This is a genomic window from Streptomyces sp. NPDC086787 (assembly GCF_044745865.1).
Classification (GTDB): domain Bacteria; phylum Actinomycetota; class Actinomycetes; order Streptomycetales; family Streptomycetaceae; genus Streptomyces.
Map to the genome: position 1 here is coordinate 491,410 of NZ_JBIVBC010000004.1, position 15,193 is coordinate 506,602.

Consider the following 15,193-nt stretch of genomic DNA (forward strand, 5'->3'; position numbering starts at 1 on the left):
CAGTAGTCCGGGGATCACCTGACGGATCAGGGACTTCCTGTCGTGCAACTACCGGACACAGCAGCCTGCTTGGAGTGGAGTGTCCGGCCGGGAGATGGTCGGGGGGAACCGAGGGGGAGGCGGGACACGGATGTGTGTCGACGAGGACCGGGAGTCCGGAGCGCGGGTGGGCGCCGAGTTGCTCGGTGTCGCGGCGGACGGGCTGCACCGGGAGGCCGCCGCGGCCGCGTCGTTGCTGCGGCTGCTGCCGCCCGGGGACATCGGGGCGCAGTTGCTGCGCGCGCGTGCCCTGGTGCTGGCCGGGCAGCCGGAAACGGCGCTGCGGGTGTACGGGTCCGTGTCCTGGACGGAGCGGGAGGCGCCGGTCAGGGCGGAGGCGCTGCGGCTGCTGGGGCGCTGGGAGCAGGCGGAGCGGTGCCTGGAGCGCTCGGCCGTGGCGGGATGCCCGTGGACCGTCACGGCGTCGGCCCTGGAGTGCGCCGCGCTCGCGCTCGACCGGGGCGAGCCGGTGCTGGGCCGTACGGCACAGCAGTGGGCGGAGAAGGCCCTGCACGGTCTCCCCGGCGTGGACCATCCGGCTGCCGAGGAGCCAGGGGGGCCAGGGTACGGCGCGGAGCGGGTCGCGATGGACGCCGCACACGCCCGCTGTCTGCTCGCTGCCGCGCTGGCCGCCGCCGGACGATTCGGGGCGGCCCTGGACGCCGCCGACGCCGCCGCGCGGGCGCTCGACGGGCTCGGGGAGGACGCGCTGCTGCGCGGGCTCGACGCCGTGCACCGGCTGGCCGACGCCCTGTTCCACACGGGGCGGAGGAATGACGCGGAACGGCGGCTCGGCGAGGCGCTGGTCCGGGCGCGTGAGTCGGGGCAGGGACATGTGGCGGGCCGGCTGGAGCTGGGCCTCGCCCGCGCCCGGCTGGCCGCGGAGGACGTGACGGGGGCGGGCCGGTGGGCGGAGCGGGCTGCCGAGTCGGCGCGCCGCTCGGGCGGGGTGCCGCTGGGTGTGGACGCGGCCCTGTGCCGGGCGCGGGTGCGGCTCGCGGCACACGACACGGACACGGCGCTGGAGGCGGCGGAGGCCGCTGTGCGGGCGGCGCGTCCCCTGGGCGGGGTGTGGCGGGACCGGGCGGCCGGTCGGCTGCGGGAGATTCGGCTGGTACGGCAGCACGAGCGGTCCGGCACCACGACCGGGTCCGGGACCATCGCCAGGTCCGGCACCACCGCCGGGTCCGGAGCCGACGTGCCGAACGGAGCCGACGTGCCGTACGGGACCGACGTGCCGTACGGGACCGACGTGCCGTACGGGACCGACGTGCCGTACAGGGCGTACATGACGAACGCTTCCGGGGGCGGCGGCCGGAAGGCGCTGAGCGGGCGCGAGGCGCAGGTGGCGGTGCTGGTGAGCGAGGGATGTACGAACCAGCAGATCGCGGCGCGGCTCCAGTTGAGCCCGAAGACCGTCGAGACGCATCTCAGCCGTATGTTCAAGAAGCTCGGGATCACCTCACGGGCGCAGGTCGCGCACTGGGTGGGGGTGTCCGCGAGCCCCGTCCGGGAAGGCGGGGGATGACTTCCCGGACGGAGCGGGCGGCCGGCGCGGGCACGCTGTGACGGGGGGTGGTCGGGTGCGACCGCGCCATCGTGGCCACTGTGCCGCCGACCGCCTGAGCGGGGCTAAAGCGCGGGTGGCCCGAGCACCGGACACCACGCCCGACCAGGCAAGTCAGGTGTCCGACCGGACAATTCCCGTGCCCGACCGGCCTGGGCCGGGTGCCCGACCGCCTGGTCCCCGCACCCAACTAGTTGCCGTGCAACTTGCTGCCAACGTCCCCGGCTGGCGTCCGGCGGACCGTACTCCGCACCCTGGTGTGCGTGGGCCGCCCGTGAGGCGGTCACGGGGACAGCGCGCGCCGCAGACCGGGCCCTTCCCATGCTCTGCGAGCCGGGAGAGCTCCCATCGCGCCGAGGAGAGACCATGACTGTCGACACGACGAGCACGGCGGGCGCCGTAGCCGGACCGAGGTACGCGACCCGCCATTTGATCCACTGCCCGACATCCTGGGAGCACTACCTTCTCGACGCGCCGAGCAGCGGCGAGGAGAACTTCGTCCTGACCGGTTCGACGCCGACCGGGCATCCGCTGTTCAACGACGGGCCCGGTCTCTTCCACGACGCGCAGGCGGTCGCGGAGGAGGTGCGCGAGGTCGGCGAGTTCGTGGGGCACCGGTACTTCGGTGTGCCGCGTGAACGGCCGGGCCTGTTCTACCGGTTCGCGCTGTCGGTGACGGATCTGCGGGCCTGGCGCGCGGGTGACGCGGGATACTCCGTGCCGCCCCGGATGACGACGCATCTGACCGCGCGTCCCGACCACGTGATCGGCGGGGTGCCGCGCGGGCTGACGTTCGGTGTCGAGGTGCGCGTCGACGACGTGGCGTGCTGCACCGGCACCGCCGGGCTGGTCTTTCTGACGCCGGCGCTGCACCGCAACCACATCGAGCACAGTCGGCGCGCGCTGCGCGCGGCACCCGAGCTGGACGACGTGCCGGACGGCGCGGGCTGGCCGGTGGACCCGGCCGAGATCGGCCGCCGGGCGCCGGGCAACGTGGTGGTGTGCGAGCCGAGCGTGTCGGCGCACGGGCGGCTGACGACCTGGGTTCTCACCCGTGGGGACAATCCGGTGTTCGCGCCGTCCGCGGACGGCCAGGTCTCGGGTCTGCTGCTGCTGGAGGCGCTGCGCCAGACGTCGGTCCTCGCGGCCGGCCGGGCCAGCGGGGTGGACGCCGACCGGGCCGTGGTCGCCGGCTGGGACGTGCACTTCCGCGGCTATGCGCAGGCGGGGCTGCCGCTGCGCTGTGTCGCGGTGCCGGGTCCGCTGGAACGGGACTCCGAGGGCCGTCCGTCGGTGCCGGTGACGCTGACGGTGACGCAGCACCGGCGCGCGGTGGCCGAGGCCCGCACGAGTGTCGTGCAGGATCTGTGACGCGGGCGTCGTGATGAGGTTCCGGATCCTCGGTCCGATGGAGGTCGAGGGCAGCGCGGGCCCCGATGTCCCGTACACGCCCCGGGCCGCGAAACTGCGGGTCGTGCTGGGCCTGTTGCTGGTGCGCGGCGGCGAGGTGGTGTCCGTGGAGGCGCTGACCGACGAGTTGTGGCAGGACGACCCGCCGCGGACCGCGACGACGACGCTCCAGGTGTACATCTCACAGCTGCGCAAGCAACTCAACGCCGCCGGGGACGGGTTCGGCCGGGAGGCACTGGTGACCCGGCAGCCCGGCTATGTGCTGCGGGTGGATCCGGAGGACCTGGACCTGACCCGGTTCGAGTCGCTGCACGCGAGCGGACGGCGGGCACTGGAGTCCGGTGACTTCGCGCGGGCGTCGGCGGTGCAGCGGCAGGCGATCGGGCTGTGGCGCGGCCCGTTGCTGTCGGACACCCCGCACGGACCCGCGCTGGACGCGGCGGCGGTACGGCTGGAGGAGGCCGGGGTCGCCGCGCTGGAGCAGCGGATCCGCGCGGATCTGGAGCTGGGCCGGCACCGTGAGCTGGTCGCCGAGTTGCAGGCGGTGACGGCACGGCATCCGCTGCGCGAGGAGTTCCACGGTCATCTGATGATGGCGCTGTTTCGTGCGGGACGGCAGGCGGAGGCGCTGCGCGCGTTCGGCCGGCTGCGGCAGACGCTGGTGGACGAGCTGGCGATCGAGCCGGGACCGGCGCTGCAACGGCTGCACCGGCGGATCCTGGAGGGCGACGCGGACCTGCTGGTCGCCGAGGCGGCGCCGCCCGGTGCGGTCACGGTGACGCAGTCGCGCGGACGTCCGGTCGCGCTGCCCGCCGCCGATCCGGCGTTCACCGGCCGCGAGGACGAACTCGCCCGGGTGGTGCACCTGTTGACCGCGTCCCCGGCCGGTGCGTGTGTCGCGGTGGCCGGGATGCCGGGGGTGGGCAAGACCGCTCTGGCGGTCGAGGCCGCGCATCGGTGCGCGGACGCCTTCCCGGACGGGCGGCTCTTCGTGGACCTGGAGCCGGAGCCCGGCCGCCCGCTCACGGCCGCGCAGGCGCTGGTACGGCTGCTGCGGCGGGCGGGCGAGACGGGCTCGCTGCCCGAGGCGGCGGAGGATCTGCGGGACACCCTGCACACGTATCTGGCGGACCGGCGGGTACTGCTCGTCCTGGACCACGCGGGTTCCGAGGCGCAGGTGCGCCCGCTGCTGCCGGCCGGTGCGGGGTGCCGGGCGCTGCTCACCATGCGCCGTACGCCCGCCTCGCTCGGCTCGGTCCGTACGGTGTCGCTGGCGCCGCTGCCTCCGGAGGCGGCCCGCACGTTGCTGACGGCGGCGTCCGGCACGAGCGCCGGTGGCCGCGCGCCCGGGGCCAAGGCCGGGGCCGGGGTCGACGAGCGGGCGGCACTCCTTGAGGTGGCCGGTCTGTGCGGCGGCCTGCCGCTGGCGTTGCGCAGCGCGGCGGCGCAGCTGGCCGCCCGCCCGCACTGGACCGCGCACACGCTCGCCGACCGGCTGCGGAACGCCCGGGACCGGCTGGACGCCTTACGGGTCGGTGAACTGGATGTGCGGGACGTGCTGTTGACGTGCTGTGCGATGGCGACCGCCGAGCAGCGGCGGGCGTTCCGGCTGCTCGCCCTGCTGCCGGACGGGCCGTTCGCGCCAGGCCCGGCGGCCGCGGTGCTGGGGCTCGGCACGGAGGCAGCCGGCCGCATGATCGAGGGGCTGGTCGACGCGCGTCTGCTGGAGGCCGACGAGACGGGCCGGTACCGGTTCCATCCGCTGCTGCGGCTGCTGGCCGCCGAGTTGCTCGCCCGGCACGAGCCGGAGGACTCGGCGCGGGACGCGGCGGGCCGTCTCGCCGCGGCCTACGCGGGCGCTCTGACCGCCGCCGTCCGCCCGGCCGACGCGGCTCCTGGGCTGGCGGTCCTGGTCGACGTACTGCGCACGGCGCACGCGCGCGGCGCGTGGCCGGCGGCGCTGGGGCTGGCCGATGCCCTGTCCGGCGGGCTGGAGTCGCAGGCCGCGTGGCACCACTGGCGGACCGCGCACACGCTCGGCCTGGACGCGGCACGTCGGGCGCGGGACCGGGGCGGTGAGGCGCGGATGCTGCGCTCGCTGGGTGATCTCGCCTGGCAGCAGCGTGAGTTGGCGCGGTGCGAGGAGCTGTACGAGGCTGCCGTGCGGGCCGCCCGGGGCTGTGCCGACGGCCAGGAGCACGGGCGTGCCCTGGTGGGTCTGGTGGATGTACGGCTCGACGCGGGGGCGTTCGACGAGGCGGGCGCGTTGCTGGACTCGGCGCTCGGTGCGCTGCCCGAGCACTCGGCGGCGCGCTTCGACGCCCTGCGGGCCGGGGCGCTGCTCGCCCTCGACCAGGGCGACGAGGCGACCGCGACCGCCCGGTTCACGGCCTGCCGCGAGCTGGCGGCGGCCCTGCGCGACCGTCGTCTTGAGGCCTACGCGCGGCGCTGCCTGCGCAGGCTGGGCGGCACCGGGGAGTCCGATCCGGCGGTCGAGGTGCGTCCCGGGGTGTGGCGGCTGCGGGAGGCGGCGTAGGCCGACTTGGCGGGGACCAGGGGCCCGTGCACACGGCGCTGCGTTCAAGCCACGCTGTTTAAGCCGCGCTTTGCCCGCTCCGGAGACTGTTCTGCCAGCCGTCCCAAGGGGGAAGCCATGACCGTCACACAGCAGGCCCCGAGCGTTCGTGGGCTGCGCCCGGCACCGATGGGGACCGGGCGCGCCCTGGTCGGCAGGGACACCGAACTCGTCGTCCTGAACGGCAGGTTGTCCGATCCGGAGGCCCGGCTGGTGACGCTCATCGGGCCCGGAGGTGTCGGAAAGAGCGCGCTGGCCGGGGCGTTCGAGGCCGCACCCGGCCAGTTCCGTGGCGTGCGTACAGCGGACCTTGGGCCCGCCGCGTCCGCCGACGAGGCCGCGGCCGTGGTGCTGCGTCTGGCAGCCGAACTGCGCCGGGTGCCCGGTGACGCGGACGGTCTGCTGGTTCTCGACGGCTGCGACCATCACGGCGAGCCGTTCACCACCGTGCTCGGTGAGCTCCTCGCTCCGGCCGGCAGACTGACCGCGCTGGCCACCTCGCGCGAACCGGTGCGGATCGTGGGCGAGCGGCTGCTTCCGGTGGGCCGGCTGCCGGTTCCGCCGTCCGGTGCCGAGGATCCGGAGGAGCTCGCGGGCAACGCGTCGGTCGCGCTGTTCACCCGCGCGGCCCGTGACGCGGTGCCCGGCTTCGCGCTCACCGAGGAGAACGCGGAAGCGGTCGCCGCCCTGTGCCGGCTGCTGGAAGGCCTGCCGCTTGCGCTGGAGTTGGCGGCGGCCCGGCTGCGGCTGTTCACACCGCAGGTGCTGCTCGCCCGGGTGCGGCACCGGGGCGGTGCGCTCACCGCGCTCTCCGGCGGCCCCGCGCACGCGCCCGCCCGGCACCGCTCGCTCGCGGCGCTCGCGGAGTCCTCGGTCGCGGGTCTGAGCCGGGGCGAGCTGACGCTGTTGGGGCAACTCGCGATATTCGAGCCGGGGTTCGGGATGCCGATGCTGGAGCGGGTCTCGCCCCTGCCGAGCACCGAGAGCGACTCGGTGCTCGACTCGCTGCTCGACCGGAGCCTGGTAGTGGCCCTCGAACAGGAGCAGGGCGAGCCGCGGTTCGCGGTGCCCGAACCGGTCCGCTCCCACATGACCGAGGAACTCGCCGCCGACGGACTGCTCGACACGGCCCTGGACCGGCACGCGGCCGCGTACCGGCACCTCGTGGGCAGCGTGGAGCCGCGGCTCACCGGGCCCCGCCAGGGGCACTGGCTGCGGGTGCTGGCCGCCGAGCAGCCCAACATCGTGGCCGCGCTGCGCCGGCTGCGGCGGTGCGGCGCGGTCGAGGACCTCGCGTCGACGGTGCTGGCGCTGCGCCTGCCCTGGCTGGTGCAGGGCAGGCTGCGGGAGGGGGTGGAATGGTGCGACCTGGCGGGGCAGGACGACGAGTCGGCCGCCGGGCCGGACACGCCGTCGCCCCGGGCCGCGCCGGCCGAGCCGATGCGCGCCCGGCTGGTGGACCTGTCGGCGACGTTCACCCTGGCGCTGGGCGACGCAGATCTCGCCGTACGCCGTCACCGCCGGGCGCTCGCCCTGTGCAAGCGGCTCGGTGACCGGCGGCAGACGGCGCTGGTGTCGGCGCGCATGGGGCTGGCGCTGCTGCGGTTCGGCGACCCGGCGGGCGCGGTCGCCGCCCTCGGGCCGGCGGTGTCCGCGCTGGAGTCGCTGGGCGCGGCCGCCGCGGCGGCGGACGCGACGGTCGCGCTGGCCGCGGCGCTGCGCGCGCAGGGCGACACCCGCAGGGCGCACGGTCTGCTGGACAAGGGGGTCGACGCGCACCGCCGGGTGGCGGACGCGCGCGGTCTCGCGGGGGCGCTGCGCGAGTCGGCTGCCGCCGCCGTGGAACGTGACGACACCGAGGGCGCGGCACGCGCGCTGCGGGAGAGCCTGGAGCTGTACGCGTCGCTCGGTGAACGTACCGAGCTGCCGGACGTGCTGGAGGAGCTGGCCCTGCTGTGGCTGCACGCCGATCCCTCGGCGGGCCCTCGGACGACGCGTGTGCTCGCGGCGTGCGCGGTGCTGCGCCGACAGGTGGGCAGCAGCGCGGCACCGGCCCGGCGGGCGGCCGTGGACGAGGCTCTCGACTCGCTGCGGTCGCGGCTGCACGCCGCCGGCTTCGCGGCGGCCTGGGCCGAGGGTGCCCGGATGCCGGCCGCGACCGCCCTGGAAGAGGCGCTGGCCGCACCCGGCCCGGACACGCGTCCGGCGGCCCCCACTCCGGAGGCTCAGCCGCTGACCCCCCGCCAGGTGCAGGTGGCGATGCTCGTGGCGGAGGGGATGACGAATCGTCAGATTGCCTCTCGGCTGGACATATCGGAGTGGACGGTCGTCAACCACCTGCGTCAGATCATGCGCAGGCTCGGGTGCACGTCCCGGCTCCAGGTGGCGTGGTCGGTGGGCCGGTGGACATGACGGGAAGCTCACCGCCACCGGGTCCGCTGCCGGACGGGGCGAGCGTGCCGCGCGAGGTCGCGGACGGCTGGCGGGCGGTGGGGCTGTGGCGTGCCGAGGGGTTCGTCCACGATGTACTGCGCACCGCCGCCGCGCACCCCGACCGCCCCGCCTTCGTCGGTCACCGTGCCGGACGCCCCGAGGGCCGTCGCACGGTGACCGTGTCGTACGCCCGACTGGCCCGGTACATGGACCGGTTCGCGGCGGGGTTGCGCTCGCTCGGGGTGGCCGAGGGCGATCCGGTGGCCGTGCAGCTGCCCAACTGGTGGGAGACGGCGGCCCTCGTGCTGGCCTGCTGGCGGATCGGCGCCGTGGTGGTGCCGGTGCTGCCGGGGGTGCGCGGGCCCGACCTGGAGCGGATTCTCGGCGTCACGCGGGCCCGGGTGTGTGTGGTGCCGGACCGCTGGGAGGAGTACGCGAACGCCGAGGTGCTGGCCGAGGTCGCGCACCGGCTGCCGTGGCTTCGGCGCCGGGTGGCCGTCGGTGACACGGCGGCGCCGGGTGCCGTGGACTTCGGCACGTACTTCTTGCGCACCGCCCACGAACGTGGCCCGTTCGCACTTGAGTTGCCGCTTTCCCTGGCGTCCCCGGACCGTCCGGCGCTGCTGCTGACCGTGATGGGCATGGGTGAGGACCACGGCACGGTCCTGCACACCGGCAACACGCTGTACGCGGGTCTCGCGGCGCAGCGCGCCGACGCCACGACGGCCGGGACGGGCGTCTTCGCCTCCCCGCTGCCGCTCACCTCCCTCGCCGCGCTGCTGCACTCGGTGTGCTGGCCGCTGGCGGCCGGTGGCACGGGCGTCTTCCAGGACGTGTGGGATCCGCGCGTGTTCCTCGAACTCGCCGGGTCCACCGGCGCCGAGCAGGTCTACGCCACGCCCGCGCAGTGGGCCGAACTGCTCGCCGCACGGCGGCGGGAGCCGCGTGACCTGCCCGAACTGCGGCTGGCCCTCACCGGCGGCCGGGTCGGCACGCCGGAGGCCCTCCTCGCCGAGCTGCGGGAGGAGCTCGGGGCCCGGGTGCGCAATGTGTGGGGTGCGCCGGAGTCGGGGCTGGGTGCGCTGTCCCACGGGTCGGCGGAGCGGCCGCTGCCCGGGCTGGAGGTGACGGTGGCGGAGGGCCGGCTGCGTGTGCGCGGCCCGTCGGTGGCCCTGGCCGCCTGGCGGCACGGGGCCGTCGTGGAGGCGGCCTGGGCGACCCGGGACGGCTGGCTGGACACCGGCGACGCCGCCGTACCGGGACCGCCCGGCGAGGTCACGGTGGTGCGGCGGGCGGACGAACGGACCGGCGGCCTGTTCGTCGTACCGGTCGACGAGCTGGAGGAAGGGCTGCGCGCGCATCCGCGGGTGCGGGAGGCGGCCGTGGTGGAGTACACCGACGCCACCTACGGCGAGATGCCGTGCGCCGTCGTCGTCCCCGCGCTCCAGGCGGAGCCGCCCGGCCTGGTGGAACTGCGTGACCACCTGACCCGGCGCGGGCTGACGGAGGCGTTCCTGCCCACCCGCCTGGAACTCGTCGGGTCCCTCCCCCGGGACGACAGCGGCCACCTCCGCAAGGAGCCGCTGCGCGCCTGGCTCACCCGCCTGCGCCCGGGATCGCCGCGCACCGGGCCGGAAGCGGCACCCTGACCGTCACGCCGAGGCGACCCGCATACCGAACGACGTGAGTTCCGCGCGCCAGGCCGTGGACAGCGGAGCCTCGGTCGCCGTGCGGCCGGCCCGGTCGACGAGTTCGCGGATCATGCGCTCGGCCACGTCCCGCTCGTCGCCGTCGAGCAGGGCCTCGCGCAGCAGGTCGGCGTCCCAGGCGTACTCGGGGCCGCCGTCGAGGAAGCCCCGCAGCCGCCAGGCCGCGTGCAGGGCGTCGCCGTAGGTCTCGTAGGCGGGGGTCAGGTCGTCGCGGGCGGCCAGCGCGGCGCCGATGAGCAGCGGGGCGCGCAGGGCGTACCAGCCCGCCCGGCAGCCGTTGTCGCAGCCGGAGACGCAGCGGCCGGGCCAGGGGTCGTCCAGGTACGCGGCGGTCATCGCCTCGCGTGCGTACATGCCGACGCAGCGGTCCGCGCGCAGTTCGTCCCAGTGTGCCCGCGCGGCTCCGGTCAGCCCCGCGGCCAGCCGGTCGGCGCAGGCGAGGGCGAGGTCACCGGCGAGCGTGGCCGTGTAGGCGCCGTACCGGTGTGCGTCGCCGCCCCAGCCGCCGCGTTCGTGCTCGGCCGCGCGGGTCACGTGCAGGGCCGGCATGCCGCGGCGTACGGCCGTGTTGTCGTGCACGTCGGAGCGCAGCAGCGTCGCGGTGTCCAGGAGTTCGAGTGCGGCGGCCGTGTCCACGGCACGCGGGTCGTCCGTGGCGCCGCCCGCCGCGAGGTAACCGGTGAACAGCACGACGGGACGCACCCGTTCGCCGCCCGCGGCGACCAGCTCGGCCAGCGACTCGACCAGGACGGCGGCGCGCGCGTGCGCGGAGTGACGCCGGTACTCGTCGTTGAGCAGGGCGCGCAGTCTGGCCTCGACCAGGTCCAGCATCTCCTCGCGCTGCCGTGCCGGAGCCGGTGTCGTGCGGTCCTGATCCGTGATCATGATGGCCTCCTGCCGGACTGCGGATTGCCACCGACCCTGCGGCACACGCCACCCGGGCACAACGCGGGGGGACCGGCCTGTCACGCCTTGGCCGGGCGGCCCACGTCCGCCCTGGCGGTTCCCTGCCATGCCCACCGGGCGCTCCGCGCGACCTTGCCATGCGCCTGCCACAGCGCATCCACGGCTTTAGCGCGATGGCCGTACATGGAGGTGCTGCTCGACACGCAGACCGGGCACCGCCCCGGCTTCCGGCTCGTCCTCAGGAGATCCATCGTGAACAACTCCCCGGCGAACAACTCCCTGTCGAACAACAGCGACAACAACAACGGCAACAACAGCAATGCCAACAACGCCCACATCAACGCCGACAACCCGGTGATGGCCGACGCCTCCGACGCGCCGCGCCTCCAGAGCATCACCTCCACGGACATCAACGCCCTCGCGGAGGACCTGGCGATCGCCGCCGACGAGAACAGCAACAACAACAGCAACAACTGACCGTGGTGCCCCAGCGGGGCGGGGCACACCGGCCCGCCCCGCCGCCCGACCTCGCCGGCGACCCCCACGCCGTCGCCGCCTATCGCGACGACCGCCGGCGTCTCCAGCGCGAAGCCGTCCTCGGCTCCGGCAAGTTGATCGAGGCGCTGCTCGCCGGGCGCCGTGCCCGCCTCGCCGAACTACGGCGACTTCCCTGGGTGCGGCGCCTGTTCGACGTCACGCACCGCCAGGTACGGCAGGTCCTGGCGGCCCCCCGCTACACGGCCGTACTGCCGCTGCGCCGGGCGATGCTCACGCACCTGGCCGAACTGCCCCTGCCGCTGCCGGCCGACGACCTGATCCTGAGCCACCCCACGCACGCCCCGGCCGCCGAGATCCTGCCCCGGCTGCCCGAACTGCGGCCCTGGCGCGACCGGGTGCTGCGCATCCTCGCCGAGTCCTCACTCGCCGAACCCGGCACGCCGTTCCGGACCGTCGGCCCCCCGCACTCCGCCGTGATCCTCGGCGGTGACGCCCCAAGCGTCGGAGCACTCGCCGGAGTCGCCCACGAACTGGGCCACTGCCTGTACGAGCGGGCCCGTCCGGTCCGCGGCATCCGGGCCCGGCTGGCCTCCGAGCGTCTCGCGCACCGTCTGGAGGAGGAGCTGACCTCCGCCTATCTGCGCGAGCACGGCAGCCCGGAGGAATGCCACCGCTGGTGGCTGTACCAGCGGCAGGTCGACGCCTTCAACCTGCACTACTTCGAAGTTGAGCGCGCGCTGATGTACGAAGCGGCGGACACCGTCGAGGAGTTGACGAGCGAGTCCGCCTCCGCGCTGCGCGAGTCGCTGTTCACCGTCCCGGGCTGCCAGGCGGTGTACGCGAGGGCGTCACTGGCCAGACTGCCCGTCGACGGCCCGCAGTGAGAGGGGCCGGGGGTCGGTCCAGTGGGCGTCGATGTGGTCGAGTACCGCCTGCCGGGAGGTGCGCGGCAGGTCGACGCGCCAGCCCGCGGGCACCTCGGCGGCCGCGGGCCACACCGAGTACTGCCCCTCGTCGTTGACCAGCGCCAGGTACTCGGCGCCGGGGTTCTCGAACGGCGTACCGCTCATCGTCGTACTCCTTCTGTCTGTCACGCTGTCGGCCACGCGGTGTGTCACGCGAGGTCCAGTGCCTCGCTGAACGGGAGGTCGGCGGGCAGGTCCTGGCGGCGGGTGATGTTGAGCTTCCGGTAGACGCGGGTGAGGTGCTGCTCGACCGTGCTGACGGTGATGTACAGCTTCAGGGCGATCTCCCGGTTGGTGTGGCCGTGCACGGCGAGCATGGCCACCCGTTTCTCGGACTCGCTCAGTTTCGCGTCGAGTTCGGCGTGGACGGCCGGCCGCGAGCCGTCGGCGGGTTCCGCCGCACCCGCCCGGCCCGGCAGGATCCGCTCGCGCAGCGTCTGCGCGCCGCACTCCTTGGCCAGGTGCCAGGCCCGCCGGTTGACCATGTTGCCGCGCGCCGGGTCCCCGTACTCCTTGAAGGCCTCCCCCAGGTCGGCCATGGCACGGGCGAGTTCGAGCCGGTCTCCCGAGCGGCGCAGTTCGTCGACCGCGCGGGCGAGCAGCGCGGGCCGCTCCGCGGGCTCGGCGAGCGCCGCCTTCGCACGGAGGGTCAGCCCGTTCACCCAGGGGTGCGCGAGGTCCCGCGATGCCGCCTGGTCGGCGACCAGCCGGGCCGCCTGACGGACTTCGCCGAGCTGGAGCAGCGCCTCGGCGGCGTGGGTGCGCCAGGGCAGGACCACGGGCCGGTCGATGCCCCAGCGGCGCATGGCCCGCCCGATGTCGAGGTAGTCGGCGAGGGCGGCCTGGTAGCGGTTGGTGGCGAAGTAGTAGGCGCCGCGGGCCTTCAGATGGGCCAGGAGGTGCAGGCTCTGGTTGAGGCGGTCCGGCTGGGGGCGGCACACCTCGCGTCCGGCGTCGTCGTGCCGGCCCATCGGGGTGCGGGCCGCGGCCAGGGTGGCGGCCGCCCAGCTGTGGAAGAGGCTGTCGTCGTGCTCGGGTACCGCCGCGCGCGCCTCCAGGGCGAGTGCCTCGGCCGCGAGCAGATCACCCTGTCGCAGCAGCGCCTCGGCCCGGGTGAGGGCGAGGACGGCCCGCCAGCCGGGCGCGCCGCGGCGGGCGGCCTCGTCCATGAAGCTCTGGGTCCAGGGCAGCGCGCGGCGTGGCCCGTCGAGGTGCAGCAGGGCGCGCAGGGCCTGGAGGACGGGGGCGAGGGTGGTCTCGGCGAGGCTGGTGCGCCGGAGCAGTGCCTCGGCACCCTCCACGCCGCGCGTCGCGCGCTCCCAGTCGGGCACGCCCCAGAACGCCGCCGCCCAGCCGGGCCCGGGTGAGCCGGGTGCGGGCTGTGTCGCCACGGCCGTGGCGCTCGTCGGGGCCGACGGGACGGTTCTGCGGGAGGTGGCCTCCCGCTGGCGGGGCAGGGTGACGGGCGACGGGGTGCGGACCGGCCAGTGCGGGAAGGCGGACAGTCCGTCCAGGGCCGCACGTCCCGGGTCGACCCACGAATCCCTCTCCTCCGCGACGGAGTTGACGTCGAGTTCGCGGAGCACTTCGGCCGTCTCGTCGATCCGGCCCTGGGTGACGAGGAGTCGGGCGAGCCGGGCCGTGGCGGGGGCGGACAGCCGTCCGGCCCGTACGGCCGTGAGTGGCCCGGCCAGTTCCTGTTCGGCGGCGGCGGGGTCGACGGCGAGCCGAGCCGCTGCCAGCGCGGTGCGCGCTCCGGCGCTCTCCGCGTCGTCCTCGGCGCCGGTCAGGGCGGCTTCCAGGCACTCCAGCGCCCGCCGGTGCGCTCCGTCGGCCAGCAGCCGGTCGGCGGCGGCGCGCAGGACCGGTCCGGCCCAGGGCGGCGGCGGGGTGCCGGCCGCGAGCAGCTGGTCCGCCACGTCGGTGGCGGGTTGGCCCTGCGCGTGGGCGAGTTCGGCGGCTTCGAGGTGGCGTCGGGCGCGCTGGGCGCCGTCCAGGTGGTCGAGTACGGCGGTGCGCGCGGCGGGGTGCCGGAAGGCGGCGCCGTCGAGCAGGCCGGCCGCGCCCAGCGCGCCGAGGCAGTCCCGTACCTCGACCTCGGGAAGGCCGAGGAGCCCGGCGACGGTGGCGGGGGTGGCGAGGGTGCCGAGCACGGCGACGGTCGCCGCGATGTCCTCGGTGCGGCCGCCGGAGCGTCGCAGGCAGGCCAGGAAGGCCTGGACGAAGGCTCGGCCGGGGCCGCCGTCCTCGGTCAGGGCCCGCAGCAGCAGCGGGTTGCCGCCGCTGAGCGCGTACGCCTCGGCCGCGGCCGGGGCGGTGGCGGGGGCAGAGGCGCCCTGTAGGGCCGCCGCGACCTCGTGTGCGGTGAGGGGCTCCAGACGGACGCGGGCGAAGCCCGGTCTGCGCAGCAGGTGGGTGCCCAGTTCCGGGTCGTCCGTCCGCTCGTGCAGTGACTCGGCGAGCACCAGCAGGATCCGCGCCTGGCGGAGTCGGCCGGCCAGGTGCAGAAGATGGTGGCGGGACGGCTCGTCGACGAGGTGGAGGTCGTCGACGCAGAGGGCGACCGGAGTGTGTGCGGCGAGCCGCTCCACCGCGGCCGCGAAGGCCTGACGGGCGGCGACGCGTCCGGCGCCGGTGGCTGCCTGGGGCAGGACGTCCAGCGTGCCCTCGGGGGCAGCGGCGGCCAGCTGGCCGAGGACGCCGTACGGCAGGTCCTGCTCGGCCCTGGTGCCCTCGGCGCGCAGCACGAGCAGTTCGGCCCGCTCGGCCATTTCCGTTACGGATTCAATTAACTCGGTCTTTCCGCAGCCCACCGCGCCCTCCACGAGCACGATCCGGGCGGCACCATCGACCGCTTCCCGGACTGCGGTTTCCAACAATCGGATGTGACTTTCCCGGTCCATATACATCGCCGCTGCCCACCATCCCCCGTTGCCATGGAAGTCGGAAATCGATCTGGAATTCCAGGAGTACGACAGGGAACTCCCCCATGGATTTTTCGAGTTGCCCCCATGACTTCCCCAAGACGGCGCAAAGGACTTCTCCCGCGCGGGGCAACCGCTCTTCAAGGCGTCAGTCTACGCAGGCGAGT

At 75.1% G+C, this 15,193-nt stretch carries 10 protein-coding genes; 7 read left to right on the forward strand and 3 right to left on the reverse strand.

What is annotated here, in order from left to right; genetic code table 11:
• Nucleotides 1-130: 130 nt before the first annotated feature.
• From ACIPK3_RS14105 to ACIPK3_RS14125, 5 genes are all read left to right on the forward strand, one after another.
• The gene (locus tag ACIPK3_RS14105; RefSeq protein WP_402569374.1) at nucleotides 131-1,567 is read left to right on the forward strand and encodes a LuxR C-terminal-related transcriptional regulator; all 1,437 of its coding nucleotides are present in this window, start codon (nucleotides 131-133) and stop codon (nucleotides 1,565-1,567) included.
• 405 nt (nucleotides 1,568-1,972) lie between these two features.
• On the forward strand, nucleotides 1,973-2,977 hold the full coding sequence (locus ACIPK3_RS14110) for an AfsA-related hotdog domain-containing protein (RefSeq protein WP_402569376.1): 1,005 nt from the start codon (nucleotides 1,973-1,975) through the stop codon (nucleotides 2,975-2,977).
• A gap of 37 nt (nucleotides 2,978-3,014) precedes the next feature.
• Nucleotides 3,015-5,552 carry a BTAD domain-containing putative transcriptional regulator gene (locus ACIPK3_RS14115; RefSeq protein ID WP_402569378.1) on the forward strand — a complete coding sequence of 846 codons (2,538 nt, stop codon included), beginning with the start codon at nucleotides 3,015-3,017 and terminating at the stop codon, nucleotides 5,550-5,552.
• Nucleotides 5,553-5,669: 117 nt separating this feature from the next.
• The gene (locus ACIPK3_RS14120; RefSeq protein WP_402569380.1) at nucleotides 5,670-8,003 is read left to right on the forward strand and encodes an ATP-binding protein; all 2,334 of its coding nucleotides are present in this window, start codon (nucleotides 5,670-5,672) and stop codon (nucleotides 8,001-8,003) included.
• Nucleotides 8,000-9,673 (forward strand): AMP-binding protein, encoded by a 1,674-nt coding sequence (locus ACIPK3_RS14125; RefSeq protein ID WP_402569382.1) that lies wholly within the window; start codon nucleotides 8,000-8,002, stop codon nucleotides 9,671-9,673. The genes ACIPK3_RS14120 and ACIPK3_RS14125 overlap by 4 nt, the downstream gene beginning before the upstream one ends.
• Nucleotides 9,674-9,676: 3 nt before the next feature.
• Here the strand turns inward: ACIPK3_RS14125 and ACIPK3_RS14130 are convergent, their stop codons facing one another.
• A complete protein-coding gene (locus tag ACIPK3_RS14130) occupies nucleotides 9,677-10,618 on the reverse strand; it encodes a polyprenyl synthetase family protein (RefSeq protein ID WP_402569383.1) in 942 nt (313 codons plus the stop codon).
• Nucleotides 10,619-10,822: 204 nt separating this feature from the next.
• Between ACIPK3_RS14130 and ACIPK3_RS14135 the strand changes: the two genes are divergently transcribed.
• Nucleotides 10,823-11,116: a hypothetical protein gene (locus ACIPK3_RS14135; protein ID WP_402569385.1), complete on the forward strand. Its 294-nt coding sequence runs from the start codon at nucleotides 10,823-10,825 to the stop codon at nucleotides 11,114-11,116.
• Between the two features lie 2 nt (nucleotides 11,117-11,118).
• A complete protein-coding gene (locus ACIPK3_RS14140) occupies nucleotides 11,119-12,021 on the forward strand; it encodes a hypothetical protein (protein WP_402569387.1) in 903 nt (300 codons plus the stop codon).
• Here the strand turns inward: ACIPK3_RS14140 and ACIPK3_RS14145 are convergent.
• On the reverse strand, nucleotides 11,986-12,207 hold the full coding sequence (locus ACIPK3_RS14145) for an MbtH family protein (RefSeq protein ID WP_402569389.1): 222 nt from the start codon (nucleotides 12,205-12,207) through the stop codon (nucleotides 11,986-11,988). The genes ACIPK3_RS14140 and ACIPK3_RS14145 overlap by 36 nt on opposite strands.
• A 44-nt stretch (nucleotides 12,208-12,251) precedes the next feature.
• Nucleotides 12,252-15,011, reverse strand: coding sequence for an AAA family ATPase (locus ACIPK3_RS14150; RefSeq protein ID WP_402569391.1), 2,760 nt, complete (start codon nucleotides 15,009-15,011; stop codon nucleotides 12,252-12,254).
• Nucleotides 15,012-15,193: the final 182 nt, after the last annotated feature.

Bases quoted from the DNA above. Each gene is read 5' to 3' on its own strand.
- ACIPK3_RS14105 (WP_402569374.1), top strand. From the start codon at position 131: ATGTGTGTCGACGAGGACCGGGAGTCCGGAGCGCGGGTGGGCGCCGAG.
- ACIPK3_RS14110 (WP_402569376.1), top strand. From the start codon at position 1,973: ATGACTGTCGACACGACGAGCACGGCGGGCGCCGTAGCCGGACCGAGG.
- ACIPK3_RS14115 (WP_402569378.1), top strand. From the start codon at position 3,015: ATGGAGGTCGAGGGCAGCGCGGGCCCCGATGTCCCGTACACGCCCCGG.
- ACIPK3_RS14120 (WP_402569380.1), top strand. From the start codon at position 5,670: ATGACCGTCACACAGCAGGCCCCGAGCGTTCGTGGGCTGCGCCCGGCA.
- ACIPK3_RS14125 (WP_402569382.1), top strand. From the start codon at position 8,000: ATGACGGGAAGCTCACCGCCACCGGGTCCGCTGCCGGACGGGGCGAGC.
- ACIPK3_RS14130 (WP_402569383.1), bottom strand. From the start codon at position 10,618: ATGATCACGGATCAGGACCGCACGACACCGGCTCCGGCACGGCAGCGC.
- ACIPK3_RS14135 (WP_402569385.1), top strand. From the start codon at position 10,823: ATGGAGGTGCTGCTCGACACGCAGACCGGGCACCGCCCCGGCTTCCGG.
- ACIPK3_RS14145 (WP_402569389.1), bottom strand. From the start codon at position 12,207: ATGAGCGGTACGCCGTTCGAGAACCCCGGCGCCGAGTACCTGGCGCTG.
- ACIPK3_RS14150 (WP_402569391.1), bottom strand. From the start codon at position 15,011: ATGTATATGGACCGGGAAAGTCACATCCGATTGTTGGAAACCGCAGTC.